A 17,499-nucleotide genomic window follows, 5' to 3' on the forward strand; every position below is an offset into this window, starting at 1 on the left:
TTTGGTAAAGCGCTTAATAAAATTCTACTTCGCCACTGGCAATGTCGTACATGGCGCCTACAATTTTAATTTCGCCCTTTTCTTCCATTTCTTTTAGAATAACACTTTGGCTTCGAATATTTTCTAGCGTAAGCTCTACGTTCTTTTTAGAAACGGCATCTACAAATTCTAGGTTTTTAGAATTACGTTTTTCTTCTTCCTTAGGCTCTTTAACCGCAAATACGGCCGGCTCTATTTTATTGATTAACGCCGTTAAATTACCCATTCTTGCATGATCGCACGCCCCTTTTACAGCGCCGCAAGAGGTATGACCCAAAACTACAATAGCTTTGGTGCCCGCCAATTTACAAGCAAACTCCATGCTCCCAAGAATATCTTGGTTTACAAAATTGCCTGCAATACGTACACTAAAAATATCACCAAGGCCTTGGTCAAAAACCAACTCGGCAGAGACTCTAGAGTCTATACAACTTAATATAGTAGCAAATGGGAATTGCCCGTCTTTAGTATCGTTTACTTGTTCTAATAAATTTCTATTGGCTTTAAGGTTAGCTTGAAAACGCTGATTACCTTCTTTTAAAAAGTCGATAGCCTTTTCAGGCGTCATTGTTGCCTGTGTTTCCGCGGTATGTGCTTTCATATCTATGCTGATTGTTTCTTTTTTAAATTGAAAAATTCGATATAACTAGGCGGATTTTCTACTACGCCACGTTCTGATATAATTTTAATATTAATATTTCTGTTCTTGGCTTTTTCTGAAAAATCTTCCAAAATTTCGATAATATCATTATCTAGATACCTAGTTTTGGTAACATCTAGTTCTAGATAAGAGTTTTTTTCTAAGCTATCTAACTCTTTTAAAATGGCCCCTTTGTTAAAGAAGGTTACTTCTTCTGCCAAGGTCATTTTAACCTTTTTGTGGTTTTCGGATTCTTCTATATGCAAGAAATGCGAGTTTTGGTAACTTTTGATAAGAATAACTACAATACCCACGGCTAAACCTAGACCAATCCCCACCAATAAATCTGTAAAGATGATTCCTAATACGGTAACGATAAAGGGTATAAACTGTTTCCAGCCTAAATCATACATTTTTTTGAATAATGCTGGTTTGGCCAATTTGTAGCCAACAATAAATAAAACAGCTGCAAGAACAGAGAGCGGAATGTTATTCAACAAAGTAGGGATAAGAATTACGGAAATCAATAAAAAGAATCCGTGTACAATAGCAGAAAGTTTTGTTTTACCACCAGATTGTATGTTGGCAGAGCTACGAACAATAACCTGTGTTATAGGTAAACCACCAATCATCCCAGAAATGATATTACCCGTACCTTGGGCCATTAACTCCCTGTTGGTTGGGGTAACCCGCTTCATAGGGTCTATTTTATCCGTGGCCTCTACACAAAGTAACGTTTCTAAACTGGCAACCAAGGCAATAGTAAATCCAGTAATCCAAATTTGTGGATCACCAATTACACCAAAATTAGGAAAGCTAAATTGCCCTAAGAAAGAATCAAAGGAATCGGGAACGGGAACACTTACTAAATGTTCCTTAGATATGCCTAAAGTAGCGTCTTCTTTGGTTAATATATAAAATATGATACCAAGGGCAACAGCCACCAATGGGCCTTGAATAAGCTGAAATATCTTACCTTTTTTGCTTAGAACTTTATCCCATAGAATAAGAATAGCCAAACTAACTACAGCTATTAAGGTGGCACCCGCACTTAAATTCCCTGCTACTATACCGCTTATGGTATTAAATATTTCTGTAAAGGTGTTCTCACCATCTATTTGAAAATAGGAGAAGTCGCCCTCTGGGTCATTATCAAACCCAAAAAAGTGTGGTATTTGCTTTAATATGATAATAATTCCAATACCGGTGAGCATACCTTTAATTACTGAAGATGGAAAGTAGTATCCAATAACTCCAGCCTTTAGAATGCCAAATAGGATTTGGATAACACCCCCTATAACTACGGCCACTAAAAAGTTTTGATATCCGCCTAAGGTGCTAATTGCTGCCAGTACAATAGCCGCCAAACCTGCTGCAGGGCCGCTAACGCCAATTTGCGATCCACTTAAAGAACCCACAACAATACCCCCTACGATACCAGCTATTAGGCCAGAAAATAATGGGGCGCCACTGGCAAGAGCAATACCTAAACATAATGGTAAGGCTACAAAGAATACGACAATACTTGCCGGTAAATCATTTTTAATATACTTAAACATTGTTATAATTTTTTATTATTGGTATAGGTGCTGGTGCATTATTGGCACCATAGCATTTTGGTTAAAAATTAAAACAAGTTTTCGGGTGGTGGGGATAATACCTCTATGGCAATATTTAGTTTTATTACAGATAGAATATTGTTAAAATCCAATTTGCGTTGAAAAACTTTGGCTAAAATGGGTAGCGTATTCTCTTTAAGAACAAACGGTTTAACAGAATCTTCTGTATGATTTTCTTGCTGCTCTTCTTCTGATAGGTTTTGTACAATTGGGCAATCCAAACTTGCTCTAATCACCGGTAAAAATGATGAAGAAAGTAGGGTAAGGCAAAAGAAGAGCGCTAATTTATAATGCATAAAACCGTTAATATCCCAAATTTAATAGGATTCAATTGATATGTTCTTAACGAATTTAAAAATCTTTTAGAGATTTCAAAACGTTCTGCTCTACCCAACCTGTTTGGCCGTCAGAAATTTTTATCTTTTTCCAACTATCTAATGTGGCCTCAATATTTACTTTAGTGCCCTCATGTAAAGCGAATAAGGACTCACTTTTTTTATTGGGCTCTGCTTTTACGGTAATTTCCCTTTTTAGAATTATTGCCGGATTGTCTTTCTTATAGTCTTGAAGATTTAAATAGCCCAAAAACAAACTAGAAACACATAATATCAAGGCAATAATACTTGTTACAAAGGCTATTCGTTTTTGGGTGGAGGCAGAAAGTAAGTAATATACGATATAACACAACACAAAAAGAATTACAAAAACAATTGCCAAATACCCCCACTGGTTATAATTAAGTAAGCCCACAGCTTGATCGTGAACACGTGCCATGAAAGTTTTGGGTACGGTAGAAATTGCATCTAGCCTCATGTTCTCCGCATAGGCCAAGTTGTTTTTAATTTCTTGGTCCGTTGGGTTCAATAGCAATGCTTTTTCATAATAATAGATACTCAGGCCTATTTCATCCAATTTATAATAGCAGTTACCAAGGTTAAAATAGAGTTCAGAAGAGTGTTTGCCATTATTTAAAATCTTAGTATATAATTCAATGGCTTTACTATACTTTGCCTTGTTGTAGGCTTCTGTTGCTTTGCTAAAAAGAACCTCGTTTTGCGCGTTGGCCACAGGGCCAACTGCAAACAAAAACAGTAGTATAACGATCAGTTTTTTCATAGTTGCTTATCTAGTTTTGAGATAACCATACTAGCTTTCTTATAATCTTCTTGCATCTGTACGTTGGAACTAGGGCTGTATCTTGCCAACTCACAACTTGTTAGTAGCGCGTTAAACTCTAGAATTGTTTGTTCCTCTACAGCTTTTGATGCAAGTAGTTCATGTATTTTGTCCTTACTAAAATCCGATGTTTCTATTTTAAGTTTGGCTTTTAAATAGTTGTGTAGCGCCCTTTCTAAGGCATCATAAAAAGCTTCTTTATTGCCCAGTTGTTTTTTAGCCTTACCCAAATATTTACGGGCCAATCTATTTGCTGTGCGTAATCTATTCCCTTCTACATCTAAAGATTTTTCTTTTCTCTTTTTCCTAAAGAGAATAAATAGGGGTATTAGTGCTAATGGCCCTAGCAATAAACCTAGGAAAAGTTTTGATCCAAAGAATGGTTTTTGACCAATGGAAGTAAGATTGGGGTTTACTTTAATAAAATGAAATTGATTGGTATTGGTGTTTACCGCTATTTTTTGAGTTCCGCTGGTTGAAGCGGAATTGTCATCATTAGCTGTAGGCCCCTCCACCACATTAATCATTATTTCATTGGAAGTTATGGTCTTGTATGTTTTGGTTTCTGGATCAAAATAACTGAATTTGATGCCAGGAATTGGATATTTACCTCGGTAAGCGGGTACAATGGTGTAATTGTTTTTAACGGTACCACTCATTCCGCTAGATGTTGTACGAACATTTTCATCATATTCTGGTTCATAAACCTCCAAGGCACTTGGAAGTTCTGGTTCTGGTAGTTGAAACAGTTTTAAATTGCCTTTGCCACTTACTTCAACGGTAGCCTGCAAGGATTCTGAGGCATTCAAGCTAGTTTTACTAGTTTTTACATTAAAGTTGAACTGGCCTACGGCACCACCAAAATTTTCTGGTTTTCCATTTTCTGGCAGTGGCTTTACGTTAAGAATACGTTTACCGGCAGAAACGGTTTTGCTGGCTTGGGCATAAACCCTGCCACCAAAGAAATCTCGCCTATTGGTGGGTACATCTACATAGACTTCCAAGGCCAAAGGCTCAATATCTAATTTTCCTGTTTTTTGTGGATATAGCACCACGCGCTTTAATACCACGCTACGGTATGGCTTACCATTGTAGGTGCTATTAACCGTATTGTACTTGGTTACCGGAATATCTTGGCTCCAAAAATTATTGTATTTGGGGCTATCCAATGGTCTAAAATTGGTTACGGAAATATCTGGACTAATGTATAATTTATAAACTACTGTCACCGCTTCATTAAGGTACGGGTTGTTCTGTGAAACTTCGGCAACCAAATGTAAGCTCTCATCGGCAACATCATCTGCAGTTTTTGGTGCGTTAGGGTTGTCTACCGCTTCTGTAACCGTAATTGTTTTTTGTAATGTTTTATAGGTTTCGCCATCTATTTGAATGGTTGCCTGCCCTATGTTAAATTTGCCTTGAGCCGTAGGTTTCAAAACATAACTATAGGTTTTGCTATAGCTTCTTTTACCATTGATCCAAGACGATTTAATAGATTGAGACGGTCCCATAACCACCTGAAAATCTTCAAAACTAGGAGGATTGAAATTGTCCCCATCTTTATTCATGGTAAATTCAACGCGTAGTCTTTCATTTAGGCCTAATTGTTCCTTGCTCAAGTTTACCGTAAACGAAATCTCTTCCTGCGCATAACCAAGACCACTAAAAGCTAAACAGCATAGTAAGAGAATAAACCTATATGTATGTGTAACTAGTGCCATTACCAATCTTTCTCGTTCCTAACTTTAGCTCCTCTTACTTTTTTGGCATCTATTTTTTCCTGCACTTTCTTTTCTTCGTTTTGCATGGCTTCTAACAGATTTTGAATCTGTTGCTTAGAAAGTTGGTTAGGTCTAGGACGTTCTTGTTTTTTAGGTTCTTCACCTTGGTTGGGTTGCTTTTTCTGTTCTTCTTTCTTGTCTCCTTCACCTTCTTTATTTTCTTCAGGCTTTTGGTCACCTTGGTCTCCCTGATCGCCTTGGTCTTTATTTTGATCGTCCTTTTGATCACCTTCTTGATCTTTATTTTGATCGCCTTGGTCTTTATTTTGGTCTTTGTTGTCCTTGTTCTGGTCCTTATTTTGATCTTTGTTCTGGTCGTCCTTATTTTGATCCTTGTTTTGTTCCTGCTCTTTTTTAAGCATTTCTTTGGCCAAAGCTAAATTGTACCGCGTTTCATCATCTGTTGGATTGTTCCGTAAGGCTTCTTTATAAGCTTCTACTGCGTTTTGATAATCTTTTTGACGCATAAAAACGTTGCCTAGATTGTGATAAGATTTGTGTTTGGTTTCTTTGTCTGTTGCTTTTTCACCAGCTTCCTTAAAGCGAGTAAAAGCCTCTGTTAAGCCTTCCCTATTGTAGTAGGCCCTACCTAAATTATAGGGTGCGGTTGCATTTTGGTCACTTTTGGAAATTGCTTTTCTATAGTCAGCCTCAGAGGCAATAAAATTATTCTCTACCAGTGCCTTGTTCGCTTCAAAAGTTAAATTTATGGAAGCGTCTAGGTTTTCATTAGTTAGTTCTTTTGTTTCCTTGTCCTGTTGGGCATTTAAAAAAACAGTCTGTCCAAGAACACTTAAAAGGAGTAATGCTTTTATCTTATTCATATTCTTTTTCATTAAAAAGATTCAACTTTTTAAGCCATTGTGTTTTCCTATCCAGTAAAAAAACATCTAAAAATAGAAATAGTAGTCCTAACCCCAAGAACCATTGAAACTGATCTTTATATTCTGCAAATTGCTTGGCTTCAAATTCCTTTTTGTCCATTTTGGCCAACTCTTCTTTAATAAAACTAACAGCATCTTCAGTGTTGGCCCCGTTTATGTATACGCCATTACCAATATTGGCTATTTCCGTTAATACGGGTTCGTTAAGTCTGGTAATGACTACCTCACCTTCGTTATTTTTCTTTAAGCTTTCTACTACGCCATTTCGTTTAATGGGTATTGGCGCCCCCTTGCTTTTACCTACACCAATAGTATAGATTTTAATACCGTTTTCCACGGCTTTTTCCAAGGCATCTAGGGTATTGCCTTCAGAATGGTCTTCCCCGTCTGAAATTATAAATAATACACGGTTGGTTTGTTCACTGTCATTATAAAATGTACTTGCTAAATCTATTGCAGAATTAATTGCCGTTCCTTGTGAGGATAACATATCCGTATTCATGCTTTGCAAAAACATTTTGGCGGCCCCGTAGTCTGTGGTGATGGGTAATTGTGGGTATGCCTGACCTGCATATGCAATAATTCCTATACGATCACTTGCCAATTGGTTAATAATCTCAGAAACCAATCTTTTGCCTTTTTCTAAACGATTTGGTGCAATGTCTTCTGCCAGCATACTCTTAGATACGTCTATGGCAAAAACAATATCTACCCCTTCTCTTTTAACGGTCTCTAGTTTGGTTCCTATTTTAGGATTTGCAAGGGCAAATACCAAGAACGAAATACCAAGCAACAAAAAGACCAGTTTAAGGGTAGATTTAAACACAGAACGGTCTGGTGCAAGTCTTTTTAAAAGCTTTTTATCTGCAAATTCTTTTTGTTTGCTTTTTTTCCATACCAAGACCAATAAATACAATAGTACCAGAACCGGGATTAGACCCAGTAAATAGAAATATAATTTTTCGTCAAACTGCACCATCCTTAAATAAAGCTTTTAAATATTGTTGCGCGTAAAAGCCATTCTATTAGTAGCAAAGCCCCAGCCAAAAGCACCAAAGGCCTAAATTTTTCCTCGTATTTATAATATTTGAATTCTTCTATTTCGGTTTTTTCTAATTTATTGATTTCGTTGTAAATTTCTTCTAACTCCTCATTGTCCGTGGCCCTAAAATATTTACCTCCGGTTACTTCTGCTATATTTTGAAGCAATTCTTCGTCCAATTCTACCGGTCTCATACCGTATTGAAACGAGCCATCTCTTTTGTAAGATACCGGGGTAAGTGCATTGCCGTTGGTGCCCAGGCCAATGGTGTAGGTTTTAATTTCATATTCTACCGCTAAATCTGCTGCGGTTTGTGGTTCTATAAACCCACTATTGTTAACACCGTCTGTTAGAAGAATGATTACTTTGCTTATGGCTTTACTTTCTTTTAACCGGTTAACAGATGTAGCCAGGCCCATACCTATTGCAGTACCATCTTCTAATTGTCCGTAACGGATATCTTTTAGCGCAGAAAGTACAATTGATTTATCGCTGGTTATGGGTGTTTTGGTGTAGCTCTCACCTGCATAAGCAACTAAGCCAATACGATCATTAGGTCTTTTTTTAATAAAAGCAGCGGCAACTTCTTTAAGTGCCGAAAGTCTATTGGGTGTAAGATCGCGGGCCAACATACTAGAGGAAACGTCAATGGCCATAACAATATCTATACCTTTTGTTGTTTTGGTCCTAGTAGAAATATCTTCGGTTTGCGGTCTAGCCAAAGCGGTTATAATGCTTGCAAGGGCCAATAGGCGTAATGCCCAGAGTATAGGCCTTAATTTAGACCAAATGCTCTTGGTTTTAAAGGCGTTGGTACTAGATAATTTTAAGGATGCCGTTTGTTTTTTACGGGTTAGAATAAACCACAATAGGGCTACCGGAAGCAGTAATAGCAACCAGAAAAACTCAGGATTGGCAAATTCTATATTTTGTAACATTAACCTTGCGTATTAGTATCGACCGTGGCCAATATACGTTGTACAATTTGTTCTGCGTATTCATCACCTTCTTCCCAGGTCACAAATAATTGTTGTATAAAACCATTTCCTGCAAATAGGATTACGGTGTATTTAATTCGTTTACCATCTGTCTCCCCTTCTTTAGTATATAAACCAGACCCGTAAATTTTGGCGCCAGGCTTACCGGAGTTGGTATAAAATTCGTCCTGTTTTGGGATTATATTTTTTACCCCTTTACGCTCTAAATCTTTTAGGATGGCCGTTACGGTAGCTTCTGCATCTACTTCTTTTTTCTCTTTAAAGGTAGTAACGTTTGCTCTTATGTAGAGTTTGTCCGTTATACTTCCATAGTCAAAAGTTTGAGCGTTCTCAATTAGTTCTGCTTGCTCATCTGGTGTAGCGGTTTCTTTTCTAACCAAAACCTCTGGTGTTTCTAAAACCAAAATTGGAAAGCCATATTCACTTTTAACCCATTCTCCTTCTAATAGGGTTTTGGTGGGATAACCAAAAACCGTGTCTTTTACTGTTTTAAACCCAAAATAGGCTATAGAAACACTGGTGCCCAAAACTATAATACCTGCTAAAACGCCGCCAGCGATCAATAATCGTTTTTTTTGCTTTTTAGCCTGCAGTTCTTCTAAATAATCTTCATTGGAAAGGAGCTCTTCTTCTGTAGGTTCTGGTAGTGCTTCTTTGGTTTTTATAACTATTTTTTCTACTGCTTTTCTATCGTCTTCTGCTACGGAAATAGGAGGTTTGGATTTTGCAAACTTTACCAAATCTGCTGTTTTAAAAACCTTCTTGAACTGTTCCAAGGTTTCGTCGTCCAAACTAAGTTCACCAGCGTCTTTTAATAATTCTAAGCGTTCTAACAACTGGTCTGTTGTGCTTTCCAAAGCCGAGATGTGTACATCTTCTTCTAAATAGGACCTAACTATATCTGTTAGTTCAGAATAGTATTTTTTGTATTCATCTTGAATTAAATATCTGGAGTTCTCCAGTTCATGCAATTGTTTAATGGCCCTCTCGTACGGAGGAAGCAATGCAATTTTTTCTTCTTCAGAAAGGGGTTTGTTACGTACCACAAAATAGTAGAGTAACCCAGCAATTATAAGAAGTACCAAAAATGCCAATAGAATTATTTTGACCAATTTGCCTCTTTGTTTTTCAACGGGCACCAAGGCTTTTATATCGTACATTTTTTGTTTGGTAGTATCTACGGCAATGTCTCCAACCTTAACGGCAAAAGAATCGGTCATAAAAGGTTGTTCATCTATGGCGATACGTTGCGGTGGAATGGTATATGAGCCACTATCAAATTGGGTTAACGCATATATGCGTTGTAAGGTTATACGGTCTTTGTTTTTAGTAGTGTCTATTTTAAGGGCTTCAACCATTTCTAAAGGCGAAAAGGTTTGGTCTTCTGGAAAATAAACAACGTTTAAAGAATCTGTTTCTACCGTAATGGTATACTTTATTTGCTCTCCAATTTTAATTTGTGTGGTGTCTATTTCTGCCTTTACCGTAGTATTTTCTTGGCTACTAGCAAAAAGGCTAAAAAGCAAAACGAACAACAAAGGCGAACCTTGGTATAGTTTATTGATTTTATGTAAAAAGACCGTTTTCATGTTTACCCTCTTCTTTTAAAATAGCCCAACAGTTTCTTTACGTAGCTTTCGTCTACACGGCAGCTAATGGTACCACTACCAGATTTTGTGAAAGCATCTTTAAAATAATCTACTCGCTCAAGATGGTATTTCCAATATTCGTGTCTAATTTTTTTAGAACTAGTGTTTACCAATTGTAATTGGCCGGTTTCTGCATCCTCAACTTGGATCATCCCTAAATTTGGGATATATTCTTCTTTTTCGTCAAAGACACGAATACCGGTAACATCGTGTTTATTGCCAACAATCTTTAAGGTATCAGAATAATTATCCGTGATAAAATCAGAAAGCACAAAAACGATTGCTTTCTTTTTCATAACATTTATTAAAAACTTTAAAGCTTCTGAGATGTTGGTCTTGTTGCTTTTGGGTTCAAACTCTAGTAGCTCACGAATTATGCGCAAGACATGGCTTTTGCCCTTCTTAGGCGGAATAAACAACTCTACTTCATCTGAAAAAAGAATTAACCCTACTTTATCATTGTTCTGTAAAGCTGAAAAGGCTAAGGTGGCAGAGATTTCTACTAGAATTTCCTTTTTAAATTGGTTGGTAGTTCCAAAAAGTTCCGATCCACTAACATCTACCATCAACATCATGGTTAGCTCACGTTCCTCTTCAAATACCTTTACGTACGGTTCATTATAGCGTGCGGTAACGTTCCAGTCTATGTTACGTACGTCGTCTCCAAATTGATACTGTCTTACTTCACTAAAAGTCATACCCCGCCCCTTAAAGGTAGAGTGGTACTCACCTCCAAATATATGATCAGACAACCTACGTGTCTTAATTTCTATTTTACGTACTTTTTTTAGAAGCTCTTTTGTATTCATTTAAGTTGTAAACAGTTTGGGCCTAATTTGGTTTTTAGTTGGTTAACGGTATAGGTACATAAACCTAGCGTTTTACCTACTAAGGCACTTCTACTTGGTTTACAATTTTATTTATGATTTCTTCAGAGGTAATATTTTCTGCTTCGGCCTCATAGGTAATACCAATTCTATGTCTAAGAATATCGTGTACTACGGCTCTCACATCTTCTGGTACCACATACCCCCTTTGTTTTATAAATGCATAACATTTAGAAGCGGTTGCTAAGTTAATACTTCCCCTTGGCGATGCGCCAAAGCTTATCAAAGGTTTAAGACTTTCTAAATTATACTTTTCTGGGTATCGTGTGGCAAATATTAGGTCTAGGATATACTTTTCAATTTTTTCGTCCATGTAAACCTCCTTAACCGCCTTTTGGGCACTTAGAATCTGTTCTGTTGTTACCACGGGATTTACCACGGTTTTTGTGCCAGATAGGTTTTGTCTTATAATTAATTGTTCCTCTGTTAGTTTTGGATAGTCTATGACGGTCTTGAGCATAAAACGGTCTACCTGTGCTTCAGGTAATGGATAGGTACCTTCCTGTTCTACCGGGTTTTGGGTAGCCATTACTAAAAAGGGTGCATCTAACTTAAAAGTCTCATCCCCTATGGTAACCTGTTTTTCTTGCATGGCTTCTAAGAGTGCAGACTGTACTTTTGCGGGGGCTCTGTTAATCTCATCTGCCAACACGAAATTGGCAAAAATAGGTCCTTTTTTAATAGAGAAGTCATTCTCTTTCATATTGTAGATAAGGGTACCCACCACATCTGCAGGTAGTAAATCTGGAGTAAACTGAATTCTACTAAAGGAACCTTTTACCGCTTTACTCAGGGTGTTTATAGCAAGTGTTTTTGCCAAACCGGGTACACCTTCTAGCAAAATATGACCTTGACCCAACAAACCGATCAGCAAACGCTCCACCATGTGTTTTTGACCTACGATAACTTTATTCATCTCTTGCCTAAGCAAATCAATGAATGCGCTTTCTTTGGCAATTTTTTCATTTACGGCAGCAATATCAATCGTAGTATTTTCTTCCATACGTTAGTCTATATTTACTAAGAAACAATCTAGAAATTTAACATTCTGCAAAATGAAAATTAATTGTAAATCGGTCTGTTAATTAATGGTTAAAATAAGTTGGCAAGCCTTAGTTTTGTGAAGGTTTTAAGGTAATTATCTTTAATTTTCTAACCCTATGACAAATAAACTAAGATATTCTAAAATTGCGGCAGGTACCATGACCTGGGGTAGTTGGGGCAAAGCTTTAAATACCACCCAAATGATAGCGTTAATGCAACATTGTATTGCCAATGGCGTAACTACTTTTGATCATGCAGATATTTATGGGGATTATGGCAACGAAGCGCTTTTTGGTAAGGCTTTTAAAGAAAGTAAAATAGCAAGGGAATCCATACAAGTGGTATCCAAATGTGGCATACAAATGACCAGTGGAAGGGAAAACACGGTAAAACATTATCAGTATGATGCTGATTACATTGTGTATTCTGCAGAGCGTTCTATAAAACAATTAAATGCTGGGTATATAGATTTGTTTCTATTGCATAGGCCAAGCCCATTAATGCAACCTGCAGAGGTGGCAGCTGCTTTTGCAAAATTAAAATCTAGTGGCAAGGTAAAGCAGTTTGGTGTATCTAATTTTACGCCCTCTCAAATTGCGCTATTGGAAAAGGAGGTTAAGATAGAGGCCAATCAAGTAGAGTTTTCTATTACCCATTTAAATCCTATGTATGATGGAACTTTCGATGATTGTATCATCAATGATAGACTTGCTATGGCATGGAGCCCATTAGGAAACTATTTTAGAGAAGGTAATGAGCAAAACAAACGATTAAAGGCGGTTTTAGAAAAGTTGGCCAAAAAGTATGAAGTAAATGAAAGCATGCTGCTTTTGGCTTTTATAATGAAACACCCGGCACAGGTTATGCCCGTTGTGGGCACGGCCACTAAAGAACGGATAACAGATAGTTTAAAGGCCGCCCAAATCCAATTGGATTTACAAGATTGGTTTTTGTTGTTAGAAGCATCTAATGGAAACGAAGCACCCTAATATGAAGAAGACTATATTAATTACAGGGGCCACTAGTGGCATAGGTAAAGCAACTGCAACATATTTTGCAGCGGCCAATGGGTTTAGGTTGGTTTTATGTGGTAGAAACCAAAAAGAACTAACAAGACTACAAGAAGAGTTGGGTAAAGCCACCGAAGTAACCACACTTTGTTTTGACGTAAGAGACAAAGACAAAGTTTTTGCGCTTATAGCCGGTTTGGAAGCTCCTTTTTCCCAGATAGATATTTTAATAAACAATGCGGGTAACGCCCATGGTTTGGACCCTATAGATAAAGGCAGTCTAGAAGATTGGGATGCCATGATGGATATAAATGTAAAGGGCTTGTTGTATGTGAGTAAAGCTGTAATTCCACAAATGGTAGCACGCCAAGCAGGGCATATAATACATATTGGTTCTACCGCAGGTAAAGAGGTATACCCAAATGGAAATGTTTATTGTGCCAGTAAACACGCGGTAGATGCCATAAACCAAGGCATGCGATTAGATTTAAATGCATATGGTATTAGGGTAGGTGCTGTTAATCCAGGGTTGGTGGCCACAGCCTTTAGCGAGGTTAGGTTTAAAGGAGATACGGATAGAGCAGCCAACGTATATGAAGGTTACCAACCATTGAAACCAGAAGATATAGCAGATATAATTCATTTTGTGGTTACCAGGCCATATCATGTAAACATTGCAGATTTAACCGTAATGCCAACAGCCCAAGCTTCGTCTACACTAATCAATAAAAGCGTATGATCAACAAACGTCTCCTCATTAAAAACCTCTTGGCACATAATGACGAGAACAGTTTCTATGATAAAAAACGCTATATATCTATTGGAGAAAAAGAAGGTAAGGCAAAGTTTTTAAAACACGTTTGTGCACTGGCCAATAGTAATCCTAAAAACAATTCTTTTATAGTAATTGGGGTAGAAGATGAGGACAACAAAATTGTTGGAGTAGATTTTTTTGATGACAGTAAAATTCAAAATTTAGTCAATGCGTATTTAGACAACCCTCCGTTAATTGCCTATGAGAATATTCCGTTTCCGCATTTGCCAGAAGGTAAAGTTGTTGGTTTGGTAACCATAACATCCAATGGTAAAGTGTGCGCTTTGCGCAAAAATATTTGGAAGTACTATGGTGGATCAGTTTTTTTTAGGGAGGGTAGCATAAGCCTACCCAAGGTATTTGATGTTGAACTAAAGGATATCAACTCTGAAAAGGTAGCCACCATTGAGCAACACGCCCGTAATAATATAGAATTAACGTTAGATGGTGTGGTTGATTTTATTCATTTTAAACATGCCGATTTAACCAGCCATTACAAAGTATTTAAAGAGCAGTTTGTGGTTTGTTGGGCGGGGCATACCAAGCGGGTAAAAGACCAAATTTATTTTTCTAGGGTAGATATAGAACTAATCAATGAACAGGTAAAGTTGTTCTATTCCGCTCTAGATGAAATTTCTATCCACTATGATGAAAATTCGTTCTCTATATTAGAATACATTCATTTGGGCTTAGGTAGGCGCCAAAAGTATTATCAATTAGAAAAAGTAACCATACGTTTTTTTGAAAATGGTAAGTATAAAATAGAAAGCCAGCTTTTGTTTGAGCCGCCTCAGTACGATAAAAAAACATTGTATCACCTTTACAATAGTAACAACAACATTACCACTAAATTAATAAAAGGTACGCCCCTAAATGCGTTGGAGGAAAAAGACCTTGTAAGCTTGCCAGATACCTACCTTATTTGCTACTTAAATGGCTTTGAAGAGTCTAAGGAGCAAATGGAAGAATTAAGACCCTATTTAAAGCAGCACAACAAAGCGGTTTATCAAGAATTAAAAGAGGCTTTACGCGTTATTCGTAAAGTAAAATATAATTAAGCTTGTAATTGTTCTAAGCTGGGCAATGCAACAATAGCCCCGTATTGGGTAGTTGTTATGGCGCCGGCCTTATTTGCCATACCCACCATGTTACACAACAAATCAAAATTGGTTGCCAAGCTACCAGAGTCATCCAACTTAGCTATTTGGTATAGAAGACAACCAATAAAGGCATCACCAGCTCCTGTTGTATCTACAGGATTAACAGGAATGCTAGCTATTGTTTTTTGGCTTTGTGGGGTACTTACATAGGTGCCGTCTTTACCTAAAGTAACGGTAATTATTTCTGCACCCACTTCGTGTAATTTAATACAGGCCTCTTCTACCGTTTCCTTACCAGATAGCAATAAGGCTTCCTCCAAACTAAATTTACATAGATGTGATTTTTCTACGTATGCAAGACTTTTTTTAATGAAAGATTCTTCTTTGTCTTTCCATAAATCTACACGGTAGTTAGGGTCAAAACTAATAAAACAATCTTTGGTTATTGCATCAAATAAATAATGACCATATGCCTCTTCCAAACCACCACCTAATAAGGCGGTAGCGGCTCCAAAATGCACCATATGGCCTTGAAATTTGTTTCTAATAGTAGAATCATATTTCAATTCCTTGTCTGCCCCTCGGCTAAAAACAAAATCACGTTCACCATCTTCTGCAATAGATACAAAGGCCAAGGTTGTAAATTTTTTGCTTCGTTGAGCAAGGCTTATATCTACGTTCTCTTGGTTAAGCACGTTTAGTAGAAAAGTACCAAACGGATCTTTGCCCACGCAACCAATAAAATTACTTTTACCACCTAACTTGGCAATTGCACAGGCTACATTGGCAGGTGCACCACCTGCTTTTTTAGTAAACTCATTGGCCACAGACAAATCACTGCCTTGATTCTCTGCCACAAAATCTATTAATAACTCTCCTATGCAAAAAATACGTGTCATGCTTAACATTTACTAAGGTTGGCAAGGTACACAGAAATTTATTTACTCCAATATTGCACCAAAACTTTACCTTAACTTTTCGTTCTTTGGTAATTAAACCAATAATATTGTATCAAATTGTACTATGAGAACATTAGTTATTGGAGATATACATTCTGGTGTAAGGGCACTGGAGCAAGTTTTGGAAAGGGCAACGGTTTCTGCAGCAAATGATCATTTAATATTTTTGGGAGATTACGTAGATGCTTGGAGTACTGCTTTTGAAACGGTTCAATATTTGATAGAATTGGATAAAACCCATAATTGCACCTTTTTACGTGGTAATCATGATGAACTGTGCCGGGATTGGATGCTAACAGATAAGGATAATCCAACCTGGTTAATTCATGGTGGGGCGGCTACCAAAGCTTCTTATTTAAACGCAAGCAGGTCTGCGTGGGAAGCTCATTTAAACTTTTTTGCTAGTCTAGAAAACTACTATTTGGATTCTAATAATAATTTGTTTTTACATGCTGGTTTTACCAATTTAAAGGGAATTGAACATGAATATTTTGAACAGTCTTTTTACTGGGACAGGACACTTTGGGAACTGGCACAGGTGGTAGATGGTAATTTGGATGTTTTAGACAAAAAATACCCTAAAAGGTTAACCAATTATAACGAAATATTTATTGGGCATACGCCTATTTCCAAAACAGGTGTAGCTACACCTAAAAATGGTGCCAATGTTTGGAATGTAGATACCGGGGCGGCTTTTAAAGGGCCATTGACCATTATGGACATTGCTACCAAAGAATTTTGGCAAAGTGATCCCGTACACACATTATACCCATTGGAAAATGGTAGAAATTAGCTTTTTTTTAAGGTGATTTAAGAATTTTATAAGGAACTTTACTTAAAATAGATATTTATGTCCCTTAAAAATATTCGTTTAGAAGTTATGCAAACCATAGAGCCTAAAGTACAGGGATTTATGGAGCAATTTCTAATGCCGATAGAAAAAATATGGCAGCCTACGGATTTCTTGCCAGATTCCCAAAGTGAAACTTTTTTTGATGAGGTTGAGCAGTTAAGAGAAGAAGCAAAAGAATTAGGATATGATTTTTGGGTAACCCTTGTAGCAGATACCATTACCGAAGAAGCATTGCCAACGTATGAAAGTTGGTTAATGGATGTAGAGGGCGTAGACCAGCACGATGATAAGGAAAATAGCTGGTCTAAATGGGTACGTGCATGGACGGCAGAAGAAAATAGGCATGGAGATGTGTTAAATAAGTACTTATACTTATCTGGCAGGGTAAACATGCGCGAAATTGAAATTACCACCCAGCATTTAATTGCAGATGGTTTTGATATTGGAACGGATAGAGATCCTTATAAAAACTTTGTGTATACCACTTTTCAGGAGTTGGCAACCAACATTTCGCACAAGCGTGTAGGTAAATTGGCCAAACAGAAAGGTAATGCCCTATTGGCTAAAATGTGCAACATAATTGCTGGAGATGAAATGCGCCACCATTTGGCTTATCGTGAGTTTGTAAAAACTATTATGGAGTATGATCCAAGTGGAATGGTTTTAGCTTTTGCTGATATGATGAAAAAGAAAATTGTAATGCCGGCACATTTTTTAAGGGAAAGTGGTGGCAGTATGGGCGAAGCATTTGAACAATTTTCAAATTGCGCCCAACGTTTAGGGGTTTACACCGCTCAAGATTATATTGATATTTTAAAGAAATTAAATGCTGCTTGGGATTTAGAAAATGTTAGAGAACTTTCTGAACAAGCTGATAAGGCAAGAGAGTATTTATTAAAATTGCCAGGGCGTTTGCAACGCATACAAGATAGGATGCGATTCTCTATGGACCCTTACAGGTTTAAATGGGTAGAAGCAAACGGAATGTTATAAAAAAAGCCGGT

17 protein-coding genes are annotated in these 17,499 nt (G+C 37.2%); 5 read left to right on the plus strand and 12 right to left on the minus strand.

The window, feature by feature from the left end:
• Positions 1–13 precede the first annotated feature (13 nt).
• The 11 genes from BUL40_RS02075 to BUL40_RS02125 form a co-directional block, all read right to left on the minus strand.
• The gene (locus BUL40_RS02075; protein ID WP_080317869.1) at positions 14–640 is read right to left on the minus strand and encodes a carbonic anhydrase family protein; all 627 of its coding nucleotides are present in this window, start codon (positions 638–640) and stop codon (positions 14–16) included.
• 2 nt (positions 641–642) lie between these two features.
• On the minus strand, positions 643–2,238 hold the full coding sequence (locus tag BUL40_RS02080; protein WP_080317870.1) for a SulP family inorganic anion transporter: 1,596 nt from the start codon (positions 2,236–2,238) through the stop codon (positions 643–645).
• 68 nt (positions 2,239–2,306) lie between these two features.
• Complete coding sequence (locus BUL40_RS02085) at positions 2,307–2,594, minus strand: hypothetical protein (protein WP_141239631.1); 288 nt, start codon at positions 2,592–2,594, stop codon at positions 2,307–2,309.
• 55 nt (positions 2,595–2,649) lie between these two features.
• Positions 2,650–3,414, minus strand: a complete 765-nt coding sequence (locus BUL40_RS02090; RefSeq protein ID WP_080317872.1) for a tetratricopeptide repeat protein — start codon at positions 3,412–3,414, stop codon at positions 2,650–2,652.
• On the minus strand, positions 3,411–5,195 hold the full coding sequence (locus BUL40_RS02095; protein WP_010519600.1) for a BatD family protein: 1,785 nt from the start codon (positions 5,193–5,195) through the stop codon (positions 3,411–3,413). The genes BUL40_RS02090 and BUL40_RS02095 overlap by 4 nt, the downstream gene beginning before the upstream one ends.
• Positions 5,195–6,079 carry a tetratricopeptide repeat protein gene (locus tag BUL40_RS02100; RefSeq protein WP_244901805.1) on the minus strand — a complete coding sequence of 295 codons (885 nt, stop codon included), beginning with the start codon at positions 6,077–6,079 and terminating at the stop codon, positions 5,195–5,197. Before BUL40_RS02100 ends, BUL40_RS02095 begins: the two co-directional genes overlap by 1 nt.
• Entirely contained in the window at positions 6,072–7,118 is a 1,047-nt protein-coding gene (locus BUL40_RS02105; protein ID WP_080317874.1) for a VWA domain-containing protein, read from the minus strand. The genes BUL40_RS02100 and BUL40_RS02105 overlap by 8 nt, the downstream gene beginning before the upstream one ends.
• Before the next feature lie 2 nt (positions 7,119–7,120).
• Positions 7,121–8,119 (minus strand): vWA domain-containing protein, encoded by a 999-nt coding sequence (locus tag BUL40_RS02110; protein ID WP_010519603.1) that lies wholly within the window; start codon positions 8,117–8,119, stop codon positions 7,121–7,123.
• The gene (locus BUL40_RS02115) at positions 8,119–9,768 is read right to left on the minus strand and encodes a BatD family protein (protein ID WP_080317875.1); all 1,650 of its coding nucleotides are present in this window, start codon (positions 9,766–9,768) and stop codon (positions 8,119–8,121) included. Before BUL40_RS02115 ends, BUL40_RS02110 begins: the two co-directional genes overlap by 1 nt.
• A 2-nt stretch (positions 9,769–9,770) precedes the next feature.
• Complete coding sequence (locus BUL40_RS02120; protein ID WP_080317876.1) at positions 9,771–10,637, minus strand: DUF58 domain-containing protein; 867 nt, start codon at positions 10,635–10,637, stop codon at positions 9,771–9,773.
• Between the two features lie 79 nt (positions 10,638–10,716).
• Entirely contained in the window at positions 10,717–11,718 is a 1,002-nt protein-coding gene (locus BUL40_RS02125; RefSeq protein ID WP_010519606.1) for an AAA family ATPase, read from the minus strand.
• Between the two features lie 157 nt (positions 11,719–11,875).
• Between BUL40_RS02125 and BUL40_RS02130 the strand changes: the two genes are divergently transcribed.
• Genes BUL40_RS02130 through BUL40_RS02140 form a run of 3 tightly spaced genes read left to right on the plus strand, consistent with a single transcriptional unit; the run spans position 11,876 to position 14,641 of the window.
• A complete protein-coding gene (locus BUL40_RS02130; RefSeq protein ID WP_080317877.1) occupies positions 11,876–12,748 on the plus strand; it encodes an aldo/keto reductase in 873 nt (290 codons plus the stop codon).
• Position 12,749: 1 nt separating this feature from the next.
• Complete coding sequence (locus tag BUL40_RS02135; RefSeq protein WP_080317878.1) at positions 12,750–13,508, plus strand: SDR family NAD(P)-dependent oxidoreductase; 759 nt, start codon at positions 12,750–12,752, stop codon at positions 13,506–13,508.
• Positions 13,505–14,641 carry an ATP-binding protein gene (locus tag BUL40_RS02140; RefSeq protein ID WP_080317879.1) on the plus strand — a complete coding sequence of 379 codons (1,137 nt, stop codon included), beginning with the start codon at positions 13,505–13,507 and terminating at the stop codon, positions 14,639–14,641. Before BUL40_RS02135 ends, BUL40_RS02140 begins: the two co-directional genes overlap by 4 nt.
• Here BUL40_RS02140 and BUL40_RS02145 read toward each other — a convergent pair.
• A complete protein-coding gene (locus BUL40_RS02145) occupies positions 14,638–15,582 on the minus strand; it encodes a carbohydrate kinase family protein (RefSeq protein WP_080317880.1) in 945 nt (314 codons plus the stop codon). The genes BUL40_RS02140 and BUL40_RS02145 overlap by 4 nt on opposite strands.
• Before the next feature lie 124 nt (positions 15,583–15,706).
• Between BUL40_RS02145 and BUL40_RS02150 the strand changes: the two genes are divergently transcribed.
• Both BUL40_RS02150 and BUL40_RS02155 read left to right on the plus strand, forming a co-directional pair.
• Entirely contained in the window at positions 15,707–16,435 is a 729-nt protein-coding gene (locus BUL40_RS02150) for a metallophosphoesterase (RefSeq protein ID WP_080317881.1), read from the plus strand.
• Between the two features lie 57 nt (positions 16,436–16,492).
• Positions 16,493–17,488, plus strand: a complete 996-nt coding sequence (locus tag BUL40_RS02155; protein ID WP_080317882.1) for an acyl-ACP desaturase — start codon at positions 16,493–16,495, stop codon at positions 17,486–17,488.
• The last annotated feature ends 11 nt before the right edge of the window (positions 17,489–17,499 follow it).

The sequence above is a fragment of the Croceivirga radicis genome, assembly GCF_002072105.2.
GTDB classification, from domain to species: domain Bacteria; phylum Bacteroidota; class Bacteroidia; order Flavobacteriales; family Flavobacteriaceae; genus Croceivirga; species Croceivirga radicis.